Raw genomic sequence first — 15,268 nt, forward strand, 5'->3', positions numbered from 1 at the left:
GGTCGCCTGCTGCTTCAGTCCGCCACGCGCAGTACCACGTTCCCCGTGACGGCCCCGCTTTCGACCAGGTCGTGCGCGCGCGCCACCTCGGCCAGCGGCAGTTCCATCGCAATCACGTGCGTCAGCCTGCCCGCGCGCAGCAGCGCGTCCAGTTCGGCCAGCGCGGCCCGGCGATCCTCCGCCGGGAGTTCGTAGACCAGGAAGAATTTCAGCGCGATGCTGTTCTGCATCAGCCAGAGCGCGGGCAGGCTTGCGTCGGCCCCCTCCACGCCGTAAACGATCACGCGGCCGTGCGGCCGGATCATGCCGGGGTAGGCGGCAGCGTTGCGCGTGAGGTTCATCTCGATCACCTCGTCCACGCCCGCGCCACCGGTGATCTCGCGCACGCGTGCCGCGACGTCCTCGCGCTTGTAGTCGATGACGTGGTCGGCCCCGGCGGACCGGGCGTGCGCGGCCTTGCCCTCGCTGCTCACCGTGGCCAGCACCGTCGCGCCGCGCGCCTTGGCCATCTGGATCGCGTAGCGGCCCACGGAGCCCGCGCCAGCCTGGACCAGGACGGTCTTGCCCGGGCCGAGTTCGGCCAGCCGGACCGCTTGCATCGCGGTGAAGGCAGGAATGCCCAGGCACGCCCCTTCGACGTCGCTCGTCCCCGGCGGCAGGGGCACGGCCTGCACCGCCGGCAACGCGATGGACTCGGCGGCCGTGCCGAAGGCCCGCTTCCACTGGCCGTTCCACAGCCACACGCGCTCGCCCACGCGGCTGGCGGGCACGCCTTCGCCCACCGCGTCGATCACGCCCGTGCCATCGCTGTGCGGCACGATCAGGGGCGCGATCAGCTTGCGGTTACCGCCGCCCTTGCGCGTTTTCCAGTCCGATGGGTTCACGCCGGAACAGCGCAGCTTCACTCGCACTTCGCCCGGCCCGGGTTGCGGCGTGGGCAGGTCACCGATGCGCAGGACTTCAGTCGCCGGACCCTGTTTCTCGTAATAAGCGGCCTTCATGTCCTCCCTTTCATCGACCTCACCGGCACAGCCCGTGCAGCCATTCGTTCGTGGCGCTCGCCACTTGCTCGATGCGGTTGGTGTAGATGTGGTCGCAGTCTTCGACGGCCACCCGCCGCACCGATGGGGCGTTCACCAGCGCTGCTTCCATGTCGATGGAGAACGAAAGCTGGGGCTTCTCATGGTCGCCGGCCAGCAGGAACGCCGGAACACGGATGCGATCGGCGTAGCGCAGCGCGGTGGTGGCTGCGTCCGGGCCGTACTTGTTGATGTAGGTGGCGTAACACATGAGGCCCTTCATCGCGGGCGTGTTGGTGGGCATGTCGACATGCATCAGCTCCTGGCCTCGGCCTCGGGCCACCATGTCCTCGCAGCGCGCCATCAGTTGCTGGTGGGCGGCCCAGTCCCACACCTTGTCGTCGGGCAGGCGGGGCGAGGAAAACATCGCCAGCGCAACGACGTCGTCGACGGGATGGTGCGCCTGCGTGTAGCAGGCCTTCAAACCGCCCAGGCTGTGTCCGGCCATCACGATCCGGCGGTGTCCGCGCTCGCGCAACCAGCGCTGGCCCGCCTGGAAGTCGAGCACGCTGTCTTCGATCTTTTCGTAAGCCGCGCCGATCCAGCGGCGGTCGCCCGCGTTCATGGCCACCCAGTCGTGCCCGCGGTTGTTCATCATCGCCACGCCCCAGCCGTCCCTGGCGGCCAGCACCTGCAGTGCGCGCCACAGGCCCGAGAGCGTGAAGCTGTTGCCCACGCCGTGCGTGGCCAGCAAGACCGGCCTGGTCGCATCGCGCGGCGCGATCCAGGCAACTTGCAGCGTGACGTTGTCCTCCGTCAGGACGGTCTCGATCGCCACCGGCTGCATGCTCAATCCGCCTTGATGTTGGCGGTCTGCACCACCTTGGTCCACCGGGCCAGGTCGTTGCGCGTGAGGTTCGCCAGGTCCTGCGGCGTGCCGGGAAGCGTCGACATGCCCTGCTGGGCGAAGACGGCCTTGATCTCCGGCGACGTGAGAAGCGCATTGACGTCCCGGTTCAATTGCGCCACCACGGCGGGCGGCGTACCCGCCGGCGCGTACATGCCGTACCAGATGTCGGCGTCGAAGTCCTTCACGCCGCTGGCCTCGGCCACCGAGGGCACGTCCGGCGTGGCCTCGGCGCGCTGCTTGCCGCCGGAGGCCAGCATCAGCAGCTTGCCCGCCTTCACCTGCGCCTGCGCCACATGAATCGGCAGGAACATCAGCTTGACCTCGCCACCCAGCACGTCCTTCACCGCGGCCGGCGTGCTGCTGTAGGGAATGTGCGTGAGGTTGGTCCCCGTGCCCTGCACGAACAGCTCCATTGCCAGGTGGTGCGGCGTGCCGTTGCCGGGAGAGGCGTAATTGATTTCACCCGGCTTGGACTTGGCGAGCGCCACGAGCTGCTGGACCGTCTTGACGCCCAGGCTGGGGTGCGCGACCAGGCTGAGCCGCCCGATCGCCAGCGGCGCGATCGGTTGCAGGTCCTTCACCGGGTCGTAGGCCGCGCCGGGGCGCAGCGCCTTGTTCAGCACCAGCGTGTTGGCCGTGACCATCAGCGTCTGGCCATCCGCCGCCGCGGCGGCGACGAACTGCGTGCCGATGGCGGAACTGGCGCCGTTCTTGTTGTCGACGACGACGGGCTGCCCCCACTTCTCCGACAGCTTCTGTCCCAGCGTGCGGCCCAGGATGTCGGGGCCGGTGGCCGGGCCGAACGGCACGACCAGCTTGACGGCGGACGAAGGGTACTTGTCCTGGGCCATCACTGGCGCCAGGGAAGCGGCCAGCAGCGTGGCGGCGCCGAACGCCGTGGCGACGCGCAGCGCGGTGCGCCGCGCGGGGAAGAACTGTCGATGCATGGTGGAACTCCTGGTGTTTGCAGTGAATGTTCAGGCAGGGCGACCCTGCACCAGCGACAGCACGCGCAGCGCCGTCTCCGGGCTGGCGAATGCGTCCTCGCTGGCCCAGGCCACGAACTGGTCGGGCCGCACTAGCACCCAGCGGGCCGCGTAGCGCCGGGCCTCGCCTTGCGCCGGGGCTTCGATGACGGCGAGCGGCAGCTTCAGCCGCGTCGCGGCCTCGCGAAAGGCGGCCACGCCGTTCGCATCGGCATCCAATGCAAGCAGCGTGAAGCCGGCGCCCAGCGCCTCGTACACATTCTGGCCGCCGGCAAGCGCCGCGGGGGCGAGGTGATGGCCGGCGCGCGCCTCGAAGCGGTGCGAGCCCTTGGCGCTGGATGCCCTGCCTGCGCCAGCGCCCGGCAGAACCACCGGCGAGCCTTCGTAATTCGGTTCGAACGCGTGCACCTCGCCCACCGCTCCCGCGGCGCGCGCCTGCCATGCCGCCTCGAAGCCCGCGCGGTCACGCGCCGGGTCGTGGGTCTCCAGGAAAGCGCGGTCCTCGGAGATGGATCGCGCGATGAAGTCATCGATGGTGGAGGCGAACACCGGCCGCCGTTCCGCGTCGTAGGTGTCCAGCAGCGCCTCGCCGCCCCAGCCCTGCAGGGCGGCAGCGAGCTTCCAGCCCAGGTTGCGCGCATCCTCCAGCCCCGAGTTGACGCCGTAGCCGCCATAGGGCGGATGGCTGTGCGCCGCATCGCCGGCGATGAAGACGCGGCCGGCGCGGTAACGGTCGGCGATCGCGAATCGCAAGTCCCAGAACCCGATGTGCTCGAATTCGATTTCGAATTCGGCGCCCACGGCCTCGTGCAGGAACGCCTTGAAATCGAAGTTGTCCGCGGTGGTGCCGGCCGGCACGGGCGCGTGGAAGAACCACGTGTTGCCCAGGTCCACGCGGCCCAGGAACTTCCAGTAGCCCTGCAGCTGGGGCTGCAGCACGTTGTAGTAAGACTTGCCGGGGTAGCGCTGCAGTAGTTCGTGCAACTGCCTGGAACGGAACACCAGCAACACCATCACGCGGTCGTGGTCGGTGCGCGTCTGCGAGATGTTCGCCTGCTCACGCACGGTCGAGCGCGCGCCGTCGCAGCCCACCGCATAGGCCGCGCGGAGCACGCGCCGGGCCTCGCCCTTGCGCTCGCGCACCGTCACGGTGACGCTGTCCTCGTCCTGCTGCACGGACTCCACCTCCCAGCCGTAGAGCGTCTCGATGGATGGCAGTTCGGCCGCGCGGGCGCGCAGCACCGCTTCGGTGGCGTACTGGGGAAGCCGTTCGTTCGCGGTGTAGTAATAGGGCCGGACCAGGTCGCGCTGCAGCCAGTCGTAGGAGTACGGTCCCAGCAAGCTGCCGTAGGCGGTCAGGCCGCCGATGCCGTATTCGGGCGGGATCGTGCGCGCGGCGCGCAATTGCTTTTCCGCGCCCCAGAAATGGAAGTGCTCCATCGTGCGCTGCGTGAGGTTCTGCCCCTTGGGAATGGGTTGCGGCTGCGCGTAGCGCTCGACGACCATGCAGCGGATGCCGCGCTGTCCCAGCTCGATGGCCAGTCCCATGCCCACGGGCCCGCCACCCACCACGATCACGTCCGCGTCCGGCGACGCCGTCGCCGTTTCAGTCTTGCTCATCTGCTTTCAATCGGTTGTTGGGACGATACCTTGATGCCTCACGGTAGAGCAGCGCGGTTCAACCACTCGCTCGCGCTCTGCCGGATCTCCTCCATCAGCTGGTCGAGTGCGTCCGACGGGACCCGGTCCACGCGACGGGTAAGCCCGACGGGCCCCTCGGTGATCCGCGTGTCGATCGGCAGGCGCACGAAGGTGCCCTGGCGCAGGTCGTTCTCGATCGCTCCCAGTGGTACGAACCAGACCGCATCGGACTGCAGCACGTAACTGCGCCCGAACGCGATGTCGATGGTTTCTATGGTCTGCACCGGCAGTCCCAGGGCGCTCGAGACGAAGAAGCGGTCCGCCGCCTCCCGCACCCGCGTGCCCGCATCGGGCAGCACCAGCCGGTGCTTGCGCAGCAGCTCCGGATCGATGTTCCTGCAGCCGGCGAGCGGGTGCTGCGGACGCACGACCAGCACCAGGGACTCCGTGTAGAGCTGCTCGAAGCTCAAGCCCTGCATGTCGGCAGGTTCGGCCAGGCGGCCGATCAGCAGGTCCAGCACGCCTTGGCGCAGCGCGGCGATCAGCTGGGCGTTGCTGCCGGTGCGCACGCTGATGCGCACGCGCGGATCGGTTTCGGCGAAGCGCAACAGGGCCGGGGGCAGCACGGTGGCCGCTACGTTGGGCAGCGCGCCGATGAGCAACGTGGGCGCCTCGCCCTCCTGTCCTGTGGCGAGGCTGTCCAGGCCTTCGTTCAGGGCGCGCAGGCTTGCGCCGGCATGGCGCAGCAGCACCCGGCCGGCCGCGGTCAGCGTGGCGCCTTTGGAGGTCCGCTCCAACAGCTGGCGGCCGACGATGCCTTCCAGTTCCGCCAGTGTCTTGGAGACGGCCGGCTGTGTGATGGACAGCACGTCGGCCGCACGCACGAGCGTGCCCTGTTCCGCCACCGCCACCAGCGCCCGCAGGTGGCGGATCTTCAATCGATCCATCATGGACATGCGAGGAGGATAACCAGACGCCCGTCCGCTTGGCTTGTGATTCAGGCCAGTCGCGCCAGCAGCGCGTCGGCGTTGCCTGTCAGGATGCGCTGCTGGTCGGGCGCAGACAGCCCGGCCTCGCGCACGGCCGCCAGGGTGCGCTCCGTGTCGAAGATCGGGCAATCCGTCCCCAGCACCACTTTGTCGGCGCCGAACACGCGCACCGCCTGCTGGAGTGCGCCCGCGCCCAGGGAGGCGCAGTCGACCCATACGCGGTGCGCGCGGCTGGACGGAAGGGAGCGCGCGGGGTCGCGCAGCTGCACCATGTGATCCATGCGCTCGACCACGGCAGGAAACGTGCCCCCGAGGTTCGCCACGTGCACGGTGACATTGCTCCAGGGCTGCAGGAACTCCGACAGCAGCAGCGTGACCATGGCTTCGCCCACCTCGTGCTGCACGGCGAGCGCCCGCCGGGCGAGTTCGTGATCGCGCGGGGCGGGCGGCAGCGGCCGGTTGCCCGGCATGCGTCCCGGGTGCACGAAGAAATGCGCGCCCAGTTCATCTCCGGCGGCGAAGATCGGCGCGATCCGCGCAGCGTCGGCTTCGCAAAGAAAGGCATCCACCGGAAGGATGGCGCCCAGCAGGCCGAGGTCTTGTCTCGCCCGCCGCAGTTCGGCGACGGCCGCATCCGTGTCCGCCAGCGGCAGCGCCGCGAGGCCGGCAAAACGCAGCGGGTGCGTTCGGCACAGCGCCGCCAGCGCGTCGTTGAAGCCGCGCACCAGCGGCGCCGACTCGGCGACGGGAAGACTGTCGACACCGAACAGGCCCGGGAGGGAAAGCAACTGCCTTCGCACGCCCACGCGGTCCATGAATGCCAGGCGCCCGGCAGGCTCGACGTAGCCCGGATGGAAGGCCAGCGTTCCGATCGGCATCACCAGCCGCTCGCCACCCGCCGGCCCAGGTTCGATGCGCGGCACGGCGTCGCTGCGTTCGCGCAGGGCGCGTGCCAGCTCGCGCGGCACCCAGTGCGCGTGCAGGTCGATCGCCATGCGGCTATTCGGCCTTGGCGCCCGACGCCTTCACCACCTGGGCCCAGCGCACGACCTCGGTGTCGATGAAGCGCCCGAATTCCTGCGGGGACGAGATCGACGGCACCGCGCCGCCGGCAGCGAGTTTCTCCTTCACGTCCGCCTGCTGCATGACCTTCGCGATCTCCGCGTTCAGGCGGTTGACGATGGGTGCCGGAGTGCCCGCCGGTGCCACGATGCCGAACCAGGGCTCCACGTCGAAGCCGGGCAGGCCGGTCTCGGCGATCGTGGGCACATCCGGCATCGCCGGGGAGCGCTTGCCACTGGGGGTCGCCAGCACCCTGAGCTTGCCGCTGTCGATATGAGGCTTCGCGACGGCGTATTGCAGGAACATTCCCGCAACCTGGCCACCCAGCAAGTCGGAGGTCGCCGGTCCATTGCCCTTGTACGGCACGTGCACGAGATCGATGCCGGCCCGCGTCTTGAACAGTTCCAGCGCCAGATGCGAGCCGGTGCCGGTGCCGCCCGATGCGAAGCTGAGTCTGCCGGGACTGGCCTTGGCGACCGCGATCAGTTCCGCCACGTTCTTCGCGGCCACGGAAGGGTTCGTGACCAGCACCATCGGCGACCAGGCGGCCCGGATGACGGGCGCGAAGTCCTTGCGCGCGTCATAGCCCAGGCGCGACTCCATCAGGCTTTCGTTGATGGCGAAGTCGGGGGCGACCAGCAGCAGCGTGTAGCCGTCCGCGGGGGCGCGGGCCACGAACGCGGTGCCGATGGAGCTGCCGCCGCCCCCCTTGTTGTCGACGATGACGGACTGTCCGAGGGCGGGTTGCAGCTTCGTGGCGATCAGCCGGCCGAGGATGTCGGTGAAACCGCCGGGCGGGTAGGGTACGACCAGCCGGATGGTCTTGTCCGGGTAGGCGCCTTGGGCGAAGACGCCGAGGGGGCCGGCGGCTGCCACGGCAGCGGCGAGGGTGCGGGTGAAGGTGCGGCGTGAGATCGGTTGCATGGTGGATTGTCTCCTGTAGCCTGAAATGACTTCAGGCGCAGCGCCCCTTGCGGAGCGCGCGCCCTGTTCGTTTGGACGGTGGATCTTGCCGGATGCGATCAGAGGTCCAACTGCCGCTTCTGGACCGTGCCCGCGTTCCGGAACTTCGACAGCGGCGGCATGAGGTAGCGGCGCAGATCGCTCTCGTCCGCGGGCGGATCGGCCGGGATCGGCCGCGTGCCGGCGATGGTGACGCGCTCCATCAGGCGGCGCTGCGGGTAGTAGTCGTGCAAGGCCGAGTGCTGGACGTTGCGGTTGTCCCAGAACACCAGCATGTTCGCCTCCCAGCGATGCCGGTACTGGTACTCGTGGATCAGCGTCTTGCGGTACAGCATCTCGAGGATCATGCGGCTCTCGTCCTCGGCCATGCCCTTGATGTGGAGCGTGAACTGCGGGTTCACGAAGATCACCTTGCGGCCCGTGATCGGGTGCACGGTGACCACCGGGTGCGTCACGGACGGGTAGATGTCCTCGAACTTGCGCATCTTCTCGATGCCCGCGCGGTCGTTGGGGAACAGGCTGCGGAACGGCTTGAAGTCGTGGACGGCTTCCAGGCCGGAGAGAAACCGTTGCCAGCGGTCGGACAGGCCCTCGTAGACGGCCGTCATGCTGGCGAACGCGGTATTGCCGCCGACCTCGGGAACGATCTTCGAGCACAGGGCCGTGCCCATCGGAGGCGCCTCGCGAAAGGTCTCGTCCGTGTGCCAGATGTCGGTGGGCGCGGGCGGGTTGCCTTCCTTGTTGTCGTAGACGATCAGCTCGGGGGCGTCGGCGGTGCTGGTGGAAAAAGGGTGCACGCTCAGTTGCCCGAAGTACCGGCCGAAGCGCTTGAGGTCCTCGGACGAGATCACTTGATCCGGGAAAACCAGGACGCCGTGTTCGGCGTGCGCCTGCTTCAGCGCTTCGATGGCCGGCGGGTCCAGCGGCCTGGACAGGTCGATGTCCGTGACCACCGCACCCAGGAAGACGCCGACCCGGCGGATCGTCGGGTTGCTGGCGCCGGCCTGCGGCCGCGCTTCCTTCGTTGCGAGTTCCATGTACTGACTCCTGCTGGCATGGCCGCCGTGGCGGCAAACACGGGACTGTAGGGTGTGATGCAGGCCAGGGAAATTGAATTTGTGGGAGCGAGCCTATGCCATCCGGTTATGGCCCTGGCGGTCGGGCAGTGCCGGCGGTTGGATTACGATGGCCGCCTTCCAGGCAGCCCTCCATGACAGACATCCAACGCATCGACCAGAACCAGCGCCGCAGCCGCGGCATCGTCCACAACGGGCTCGTCTTCCTGGCCGGCCAGACCGCCAATGACCTGTCGGGTGACATCCGGCAGCAGGCGCGTGAAGCCTTCGCCAAGGTCGACGACATGCTGGCGCAGGCGGGTTCGGACAAGACCCGCGTGCTCAGCGTCACGATCTGGCTGGGCGACATGGCGGACTACGACGGCTTCAACGAAGTCTGGGACGGCTGGATCGTCAAGGGCGAGTCGCCCACGCGCGCCTGTGCGAAGGTGGCCATGCACGACCCGCGCGTCCGCGTCGAGTTGATTGTCACCGCCGCGCAATAAACCACACACGACCCATCCATGACACGCAAGCTCCCGCCAAAAGACAAGATCACCATCTGCTTCGCGCATCCGGCCTACCGCATGCGCGAGCGCTTCCTGTTGCGCAACACGGGCATCGAATCGTTCGAAGTGCGATCGCTGGACGAACTCAAGGCGCGCATCGGCGAAGCCGATGTCCTGTCGGTCTCGGGTTTCTGGCGCAACGAATTCATCCCGTCGGCCGGCCGGCTCGCCCTGATCCAGTCGATCAGCGCAGGCACCGACCAGTATTCGAAAGAGCAACTGGGGGCGGCAGGCATTCGCGTCGCGAGCGCGCAAGGCGTCAATGAACGCGCAGTGTCGGAGCACGCCATCGCGCTCATCCTCGCGATGGCGCGCAAGCTGCCGATGGCACGCGACAACCAGGCAGCCGGCAAGTGGCGCGGCCTCATCTCCGAGATTCCGCTGCGCGAGGACGAGCTCGGTGGCAAGACGCTGGTGATCGTCGGCATGGGGCGCATCGGCTCCCGGCTGGCCAAGCTGGCCAAGGCCTTCGACATGAAGGTGATCGGCGTCAAGCGGGATCCGTCCAAGGGGGCCGGCGCGGCCGACCAGGTGGTGGCCACGCAGGAGCTGAAGTCCGTCCTGCCGCAGGCGGACTTCGTCGCGCTCACCTGCAACCTGAACCCGACGACGGAAAACATCATCGACGCGCAGGCCCTGGCCGCGATGAAGCGCTCGGCCTACCTGGTCAACGTGGCGCGCGGCAAGGTGGTCAACGAGCCGGCGCTGATCGAGGCGCTGAAAGCGGGCACCATCGCCGGCGCGGCGCTGGACTGCGTGTGGGAGGAACCGCTGCCCGCCGCGTCGCCCCTCTGGACGACGCCCAACGTCTTCATCACGCCGCATTCGGCCGGCGAAACCCAGAAGTACGAGGACAACGTGATCGACCTGCTGGTCGAGAACATGGAACGCCTCTTGCGAGGTGAAAGCCAGCTGAAGAACGAATTCGTCTAGAACGTTTTTCTACCCCCATGTCGTAGCTGGCGCGTTGCGCCGAGGAACCATCATGCAAATGCGATCCCTGCTCTGCGCCATCGGCGCGTTGACACTGTCCTTCGGGCCTCTCGCGCCCGCCGTCGCCCAGGAGTACCCCAGCAAGCCGATCCAGTTCGTCGTCATGTACCCGCCGGGTGGCGCTTCGGACGTGGTCGCCCGGGTGCTGGGGCAGAAACTCGGCGATGCCTGGAAGCAGTCCGTGGTGATCGAGAACCGCGCCGGCGCCAACGGCATCATCGCCATGCAGCACGTCGCCAAGGCGCCGGCGGACGGCCACACCCTGCTGATGGGCAACGTGGGCCCGAATGCGATCAATGCCAGCATCTACAAGATGCCGATCGACCCGGCCAAGGAGCTGGCGCCGGTCGTCCTGACCAACCTGGTGCCCTTGATGCTGGTGGTCAACGCCAATGCAGGCGTCAACAGCGTCGAGGAACTCGTCGCCAAGGCCAAGGCCAATCCTGCCAAGTTCTCCTACGGCACGGGAGGGACGGGCACCGCGGGCCACTTCGCGATGGAGCTGTTCATGATGAACGCGGGCATCAAGATGGAGCGCATCAGCTACAAGGGCGACGGCCTGGCGCTCAACGACATGATCGGCGGCCACATCCAGGCCATGTTCACCACCGGCGCCTCTTCGCTGCAACATGTCCAGGCGGGGCGCCTGAAGGTCTTGGCTGTCGGCACGACCACGCGCCTGCCGCACCTGCCCAACGTGCCCACCGTGTCCGAACTGGGCCAACCGGGCTTCGAAGCCGTGTCCTGGGGCGGCGTGCTCGTCCCGGCGGGAACCCCGCGGCCGGTGATCGCCAAATTGAATGCCGAGATCAACCGCATCCTGAAGATGCCGGACGTGCGCGAATCGCTCGCCAAGACCGGCTCCGAAGTCGCGGGCGGGTCGGCGGAGGAGTTCGAGAAGTACATCGCCTTCGAAACGGCCAAGTGGGCCAGGGTCGCCCAGGTGGCGAACATCAAGGGCGAGTAAGCCGGCATGGCCCGCACCATCGACCTGAGGAGCGACACGGTCACCGCTCCGGGGCGCGCCATGCGCGACGCGATGCATGCGGCGGTGGTGGGCGACGACGACTACGGCGAAGACCCGACGGTCCAGCGCCTGCAAGCCACGGTGGCCGAACGCTTGGGGTTCGAGGCGGGTCTCTTCGTGCCTTCAGGCACGCAGGGCAACCTGGTTGCGCTGATGACGCACTGCCAGCGCGGCGACGAATACATCGCCGGCCAGGAGGCGCATGCGTACAAGTTCGAGGGCGGCGGCGCCGCCGTGCTGGGCAGCATCCAGCCGCAGCCGTTGCCGAACGAGGCGGACGGCAGCATTTCCCTGGCGGCCATCGAGGCGGCGATCAAGCCCGTCGACAAGCATTTCGCCCGCACCCGGCTGATTGCGCTGGAGAACACGATCAGCGGCCGCGTGCTGGCCCAGGCTTATGTGCGGGACGTCCTGGCACTGGCCGGGAGCAGGGGCCTGGCCACCCACCTGGACGGCGCGCGCATCTGCAATGCCGCGGTGAAGCAGCGCGCGACGCCCGCCGAACTCGCCCGTGGCTTCGACAGTGTCTCCGTCTGCCTGTCGAAAGGGCTGGGCGCGCCGGTCGGCTCGGTGCTGTGCGGCAGCGCGGGCTTCATTGCCGAGGCGACCCGCTGGCGCAAGATGCTCGGGGGCCAGATGCGGCAGGCCGGCGTCCTGGCCGCCGCGGGCTTGTACGCGTTCGAGCACAACTTCGAACGACTGGAAGAGGACCACGCCAACGCGGCCCTGCTGGCGCGCGAGATGGAGCAGATGGGCTTCCACGTTTCCCACCCGCAGACGAATATCTTCTATGCGAACCTGCAGCCCGAGGAATGCATGCCGCTCGACGACTACTTGAAGACCCGCGGCATCCGCATGCGCGTCACGCCGCGCATGCGCGTGGTGCTGCACCTGGACGTGTCGCGCGCCGACGTGCTCGCGGTGGTCGAAGCGCTGAAGGCCTATCGGAAAACCTGATGATCTCGACCACCGATCCCCACAAGAACCGCCAGCCTCGCGACATTCCCGACGACGAGTGGGCCGTGCGCGTGCAGCTGGCGGCAGCCTACCGGCTGGCCGCCAAATTCCAGTTGACCGACCTGATCTACACGCATCTCTCGGCGCGCGTGCCCGGGCGACACGAACAGTTCCTGATCAACCCCCACGGCTGGTTCTTCGACGAGATCACGGCTTCCTCGCTGGTGAAGATCGACGTGGAAGGCCGCCCGGTGGACGACGGCCGCTTCGAGGTGAACGCGGCCGGTTTCACCATCCACAGCGCGCTGCACCAGAGCCGCGAGGATGTCGACTGCGTGGTGCACCTGCACACCGACGCGGGCATGGCCGTGGCGGCCCTGCAATGCGGGCTGCTGCCGCTCAACCAGATCAGCATGCAGTTCTACAACCGCGTCAGCTACCACGATTACGAAGGCATCTCGCTCGACCTGGACGAGCGAACGCGCATCGTGCAGTCGATGGGCGACAAGCATTACATGATCCTGCGCAACCACGGGCTGTTGACCACCGGTCGATCGGTCGCCGAGGCCTTCACGCGCATGTTCTACCTGAACCGGGCGTGCGAGATCCAGGTGAAGACGCTGGGCATGGGGCAGCCGTACATCCTGCCGTCAGCGGCCGTGTGCGAGCACGCTGCCAGGCAGCACGACGACTACGCGTACCTGGACACCGTGCACCTGGACCGCGAGTGGACGGCGTTGCTGCGCCTGATCGACCGGGACGCCAGCGACTACCGTTGCTAGGCGCCGGTCAATCCTTCTTCTTCGGCACGCTGATCACCACCTGCTTGATGCCCGTGCGGGCTTCGATGAGGCCGAGTGCATGGGCCGCCGCGCGGCTCAGGTCGATCACGCGCTTGCCGATGTGCGGACCGCGGTCGTTGATGCGCACGTCCACGGTGCGGCCGTTGACCAGGCTCTGAACCCGCACGATCGTGCCGAAGGGCAGGGTGCGATGCGCCGCAGTCAACTGGTGCATGTCGAATTTCTCGCCGCTCGCGGTGGGCCGGCCGTGGAAGCCCGGCCCGTACCACGAGGCCAGGCCACGGCCGACTTCACGCTGCCCGTCCTCCTGCGCCGCGACGACGGTGCAGGAGAGCGCGAGGGCAGCGGTGAGCGCCGACTTCAGGGGCGTTATGTTGCGCCTCAGGACTTCTTCGCCTCGGCGGTCTTGGCCTGCTTGGCGTCAGCCTTCGCCTTGTCGTACGCGGTCTTGGCGTCCTTCTTGCAGGCCGCAGCGGTGCCCTTGACGTCCTCGCACTTTTCCTTGGCGACTTCGTACTCGCCCTCGGCCTTCATCAGGCGGACCTTTTCGTCGGCGCGGGCGCCGGGATGGTTCTGCGCATCGAGTTCGGCCTTGGCGATCTTTTCCTTCGCCTTCGCTTCGGCCTGGCAGATGTCCTTGGCGTTGTCCTTCATGCCCTCGCACGCCTTCTTGTCGCTCTTGGCCTGCGCCTCGATCTTGTCCTTGGCGGACTTGTAGGCGTCCTTGGCCATGCCGTCCGCGGCGTAGGCACCGCCGGCGAAGGAGGCGCACAGCGCAACGGAGAACGCGATCAGGTGTTTTTTCATGGTGTTTGCCTTTTGACGGAGTTGTACGGAAGTTGTACCTCTAGCAAACGCCCTGGGCGGCGTCTCAGCCGTCGGCGCAGACACCAGCCCGATGTGGGAGAAAGACTACGCAACCGGATCGATCCGCCTTGCGTCACGGCAGCAGCGTCGACGCTGCGACCTGCGCAGCGCCGCTGCCGAGATAGAAGATGCCGGGCAACCCGGCGGTCTCGAATCCCGCGCTCGGGTTCAACTTGAGCAGCGAGTTCGAAATGCGCAGCGTGCCCGTCAGGTCGTTGCTGACGAAGAAGATCGCGCCGCCGCCTTCCCTGGCAGTGTTGTTCGTGATCCTGCTGCCGCTGACGCTCAGGTGGAAGGTGTTGCCGTCGTTGTAGATCGCGCCGCCGCTGCCGCCGCCGGGCGTGTTCGGGCGGGCCGGGTTGGCGCCGTAGCCGATGGCGCGGTTGTGCGTGAACAGCGAGTTGATCACGGAGTAACTCACGCCGATGGAGGACAGCGCGGCGCCGTTGCTGCAGACGTTGCCCTGTCCTGCGCGGCCGCCGAAGGTGGAGTTGACCACGTACAAGGGCAGGTCATGGTACTGGTCGAGGGCGCGCACCGCGCCACCGCCGACATCCGGGCCGTTGGGGTCGCACTGGTTGCGGAAGAAGCGGCTGCTGACGATCTTCAGGCGGCCGCCGCGCGCGAACACGGCGCCGCCGCCGTACGTTTCCGCCGCACCGGTGCCGCTGGCCATGCCATCGACGAAGGTCAGGTTCTGCAGCGTGAGTTGCGGGAATTCCTGGTCCTGGCAAGTGGGCGAGGTCCAGACCTGGGCCGGGTCGCAGGTGTTCATGTAGAGGATCCGCCGCTGGCCCCCGCCCGACAGCGTCACCTTGCCGCCGCCGTCGATGACGATCTTCCGGCGGCGATCGTTCACGACCTTGGCCGTGGCGGCCATGACGATGGTCACCGGCTCCTGCCCGCAGTTGAAGGTGATCACGCCGCCGCGCGCGACCGCGCGGACGACGGCCGCGCTGGTGCAGCTCTGGGCCGTACCGGTGCCGATCACGGTGGTGGGACGGGAGACGTCCTCGGTTCGCGCTTCGGCCGGTACCGTGGCGCCGCCGGCGTAGCCTGCCGCGGGCAGGTCGTCGCTGAACAGGTTGCGAACCGGCAGCCGGGCGGCTGCGGCCACGGGTCCCCCGATGGGCGCTGCCTCAGCGGTGGATTCCATCGACGCCTGCGCTTCAGGCTTCGCGTCGACGCCGGCGACCTGCACTTCGCGCGGAGCGTCGGGCTGCGGCTGTGGCTGGGCTTCGGCTTGCGGCTCTGGCTGGACTTCGGCTTGCGGCTCAGGCTGGGCCTCGGCCGGAGCTTCGGCCTGCATGGCAGCGGTGCCGGGTTCTGCAGGAGAAGGGTCGCCGCCGCCACAGGCTGACAGCAGAAGGGCGACCACAAAAAGCAAGGCTGGCGCCGGGCGCCGGTACGGGAGAGCAATCATGGAG

At 68.0% G+C, this 15,268-nt stretch carries 16 protein-coding genes; 5 read left to right on the forward strand and 11 right to left on the reverse strand.

Annotated elements, in window-relative coordinates; genetic code table 11:
* Positions 1-14: 14 nt before the first annotated feature.
* The 8 genes from WG902_RS12890 to WG902_RS12925 all read right to left on the reverse strand — a co-directional run bounded on the left by WG902_RS12890 (position 15) and on the right by WG902_RS12925 (position 8,607).
* Positions 15-1,001, reverse strand: a complete 987-nt coding sequence (locus tag WG902_RS12890; RefSeq protein ID WP_340060490.1) for an NADPH:quinone reductase — start codon at positions 999-1,001, stop codon at positions 15-17.
* 19 nt (positions 1,002-1,020) lie between these two features.
* A complete protein-coding gene (locus WG902_RS12895) occupies positions 1,021-1,872 on the reverse strand; it encodes an alpha/beta hydrolase (RefSeq protein WP_340060491.1) in 852 nt (283 codons plus the stop codon).
* Positions 1,869-2,876, reverse strand: coding sequence for a Bug family tripartite tricarboxylate transporter substrate binding protein (locus WG902_RS12900; protein ID WP_340060492.1), 1,008 nt, complete (start codon positions 2,874-2,876; stop codon positions 1,869-1,871). The genes WG902_RS12895 and WG902_RS12900 overlap by 4 nt, the downstream gene beginning before the upstream one ends.
* Before the next feature lie 30 nt (positions 2,877-2,906).
* Positions 2,907-4,535 (reverse strand): FAD-dependent monooxygenase, encoded by a 1,629-nt coding sequence (locus tag WG902_RS12905; protein WP_340060493.1) that lies wholly within the window; start codon positions 4,533-4,535, stop codon positions 2,907-2,909.
* Between the two features lie 38 nt (positions 4,536-4,573).
* Positions 4,574-5,512, reverse strand: a complete 939-nt coding sequence (gene pcaQ / locus WG902_RS12910; protein ID WP_340060494.1) for a pca operon transcription factor PcaQ — start codon at positions 5,510-5,512, stop codon at positions 4,574-4,576.
* A 41-nt stretch (positions 5,513-5,553) separates the two neighbouring features.
* Complete coding sequence (locus tag WG902_RS12915; RefSeq protein ID WP_340060495.1) at positions 5,554-6,540, reverse strand: amidohydrolase family protein; 987 nt, start codon at positions 6,538-6,540, stop codon at positions 5,554-5,556.
* A gap of 4 nt (positions 6,541-6,544) precedes the next feature.
* Positions 6,545-7,531, reverse strand: coding sequence for a tripartite tricarboxylate transporter substrate binding protein (locus WG902_RS12920; protein WP_340060496.1), 987 nt, complete (start codon positions 7,529-7,531; stop codon positions 6,545-6,547).
* Positions 7,532-7,629: 98 nt separating this feature from the next.
* Positions 7,630-8,607 (reverse strand): TauD/TfdA dioxygenase family protein, encoded by a 978-nt coding sequence (locus WG902_RS12925; RefSeq protein WP_340060497.1) that lies wholly within the window; start codon positions 8,605-8,607, stop codon positions 7,630-7,632.
* 173 nt (positions 8,608-8,780) lie between these two features.
* Here WG902_RS12925 and WG902_RS12930 point away from each other — a divergent pair, with 173 nt between their 5' ends.
* Genes WG902_RS12930 through WG902_RS12950 form a run of 5 tightly spaced genes read left to right on the forward strand, consistent with a single transcriptional unit; the run spans position 8,781 to position 12,953 of the window.
* Complete coding sequence (locus WG902_RS12930) at positions 8,781-9,131, forward strand: RidA family protein (RefSeq protein WP_340060498.1); 351 nt, start codon at positions 8,781-8,783, stop codon at positions 9,129-9,131.
* An 18-nt stretch (positions 9,132-9,149) separates the two neighbouring features.
* Positions 9,150-10,127 carry a D-2-hydroxyacid dehydrogenase gene (locus WG902_RS12935; RefSeq protein ID WP_340060499.1) on the forward strand — a complete coding sequence of 326 codons (978 nt, stop codon included), beginning with the start codon at positions 9,150-9,152 and terminating at the stop codon, positions 10,125-10,127.
* Between the two features lie 52 nt (positions 10,128-10,179).
* Positions 10,180-11,154, forward strand: coding sequence for a Bug family tripartite tricarboxylate transporter substrate binding protein (locus tag WG902_RS12940; RefSeq protein WP_340060500.1), 975 nt, complete (start codon positions 10,180-10,182; stop codon positions 11,152-11,154).
* Between the two features lie 6 nt (positions 11,155-11,160).
* Positions 11,161-12,171, forward strand: a complete 1,011-nt coding sequence (gene ltaE / locus WG902_RS12945) for a low-specificity L-threonine aldolase (RefSeq protein WP_340060501.1) — start codon at positions 11,161-11,163, stop codon at positions 12,169-12,171.
* Entirely contained in the window at positions 12,171-12,953 is a 783-nt protein-coding gene (locus WG902_RS12950; RefSeq protein ID WP_340060503.1) for a class II aldolase/adducin family protein, read from the forward strand. The genes ltaE and WG902_RS12950 overlap by 1 nt, the downstream gene beginning before the upstream one ends.
* Positions 12,954-12,960: 7 nt before the next feature.
* Here WG902_RS12950 and WG902_RS12955 read toward each other — a convergent pair whose 3' ends face one another.
* The 3 genes from WG902_RS12955 to WG902_RS12965 all read right to left on the reverse strand — a co-directional run bounded on the left by WG902_RS12955 (position 12,961) and on the right by WG902_RS12965 (position 15,150).
* Positions 12,961-13,359, reverse strand: coding sequence for a septal ring lytic transglycosylase RlpA family protein (locus WG902_RS12955; protein ID WP_445263693.1), 399 nt, complete (start codon positions 13,357-13,359; stop codon positions 12,961-12,963).
* On the reverse strand, positions 13,356-13,781 hold the full coding sequence (locus WG902_RS12960; protein ID WP_340060504.1) for a hypothetical protein: 426 nt from the start codon (positions 13,779-13,781) through the stop codon (positions 13,356-13,358). Before WG902_RS12960 ends, WG902_RS12955 begins: the two co-directional genes overlap by 4 nt.
* A 133-nt stretch (positions 13,782-13,914) precedes the next feature.
* Positions 13,915-15,150 (reverse strand): hypothetical protein, encoded by a 1,236-nt coding sequence (locus WG902_RS12965; RefSeq protein ID WP_340060505.1) that lies wholly within the window; start codon positions 15,148-15,150, stop codon positions 13,915-13,917.
* Between the last annotated feature and the right edge of the window lie 118 nt (positions 15,151-15,268).

This window comes from Ramlibacter sp. PS3R-8 (assembly GCF_037572435.1).
In the GTDB taxonomy this organism is placed as follows: Bacteria; Pseudomonadota; Gammaproteobacteria; order Burkholderiales; family Burkholderiaceae_C; genus Ramlibacter.

What these genes read in the sequence shown, in the direction of transcription:
- WG902_RS12890 (WP_340060490.1), bottom strand. Translation starts at nt 1,001, where the DNA reads ATGAAGGCCGCTTATTACGAGAAACAGGGTCCGGCGACTGAAGTCCTG.
- WG902_RS12900 (WP_340060492.1), bottom strand. Translation starts at nt 2,876, where the DNA reads ATGCATCGACAGTTCTTCCCCGCGCGGCGCACCGCGCTGCGCGTCGCC.
- WG902_RS12905 (WP_340060493.1), bottom strand. Translation starts at nt 4,535, where the DNA reads ATGAGCAAGACTGAAACGGCGACGGCGTCGCCGGACGCGGACGTGATC.
- pcaQ (WP_340060494.1), bottom strand. Translation starts at nt 5,512, where the DNA reads ATGTCCATGATGGATCGATTGAAGATCCGCCACCTGCGGGCGCTGGTG.
- WG902_RS12915 (WP_340060495.1), bottom strand. Translation starts at nt 6,540, where the DNA reads ATGGCGATCGACCTGCACGCGCACTGGGTGCCGCGCGAGCTGGCACGC.
- WG902_RS12920 (WP_340060496.1), bottom strand. Translation starts at nt 7,531, where the DNA reads ATGCAACCGATCTCACGCCGCACCTTCACCCGCACCCTCGCCGCTGCC.
- WG902_RS12925 (WP_340060497.1), bottom strand. Translation starts at nt 8,607, where the DNA reads ATGGAACTCGCAACGAAGGAAGCGCGGCCGCAGGCCGGCGCCAGCAAC.
- WG902_RS12930 (WP_340060498.1), top strand. Translation starts at nt 8,781, where the DNA reads ATGACAGACATCCAACGCATCGACCAGAACCAGCGCCGCAGCCGCGGC.
- WG902_RS12935 (WP_340060499.1), top strand. Translation starts at nt 9,150, where the DNA reads ATGACACGCAAGCTCCCGCCAAAAGACAAGATCACCATCTGCTTCGCG.
- WG902_RS12940 (WP_340060500.1), top strand. Translation starts at nt 10,180, where the DNA reads ATGCAAATGCGATCCCTGCTCTGCGCCATCGGCGCGTTGACACTGTCC.
- ltaE (WP_340060501.1), top strand. Translation starts at nt 11,161, where the DNA reads ATGGCCCGCACCATCGACCTGAGGAGCGACACGGTCACCGCTCCGGGG.
- WG902_RS12950 (WP_340060503.1), top strand. Translation starts at nt 12,171, where the DNA reads ATGATCTCGACCACCGATCCCCACAAGAACCGCCAGCCTCGCGACATT.
- WG902_RS12960 (WP_340060504.1), bottom strand. Translation starts at nt 13,781, where the DNA reads ATGAAAAAACACCTGATCGCGTTCTCCGTTGCGCTGTGCGCCTCCTTC.
- WG902_RS12965 (WP_340060505.1), bottom strand. Translation starts at nt 15,150, where the DNA reads ATGCAGGCCGAAGCTCCGGCCGAGGCCCAGCCTGAGCCGCAAGCCGAA.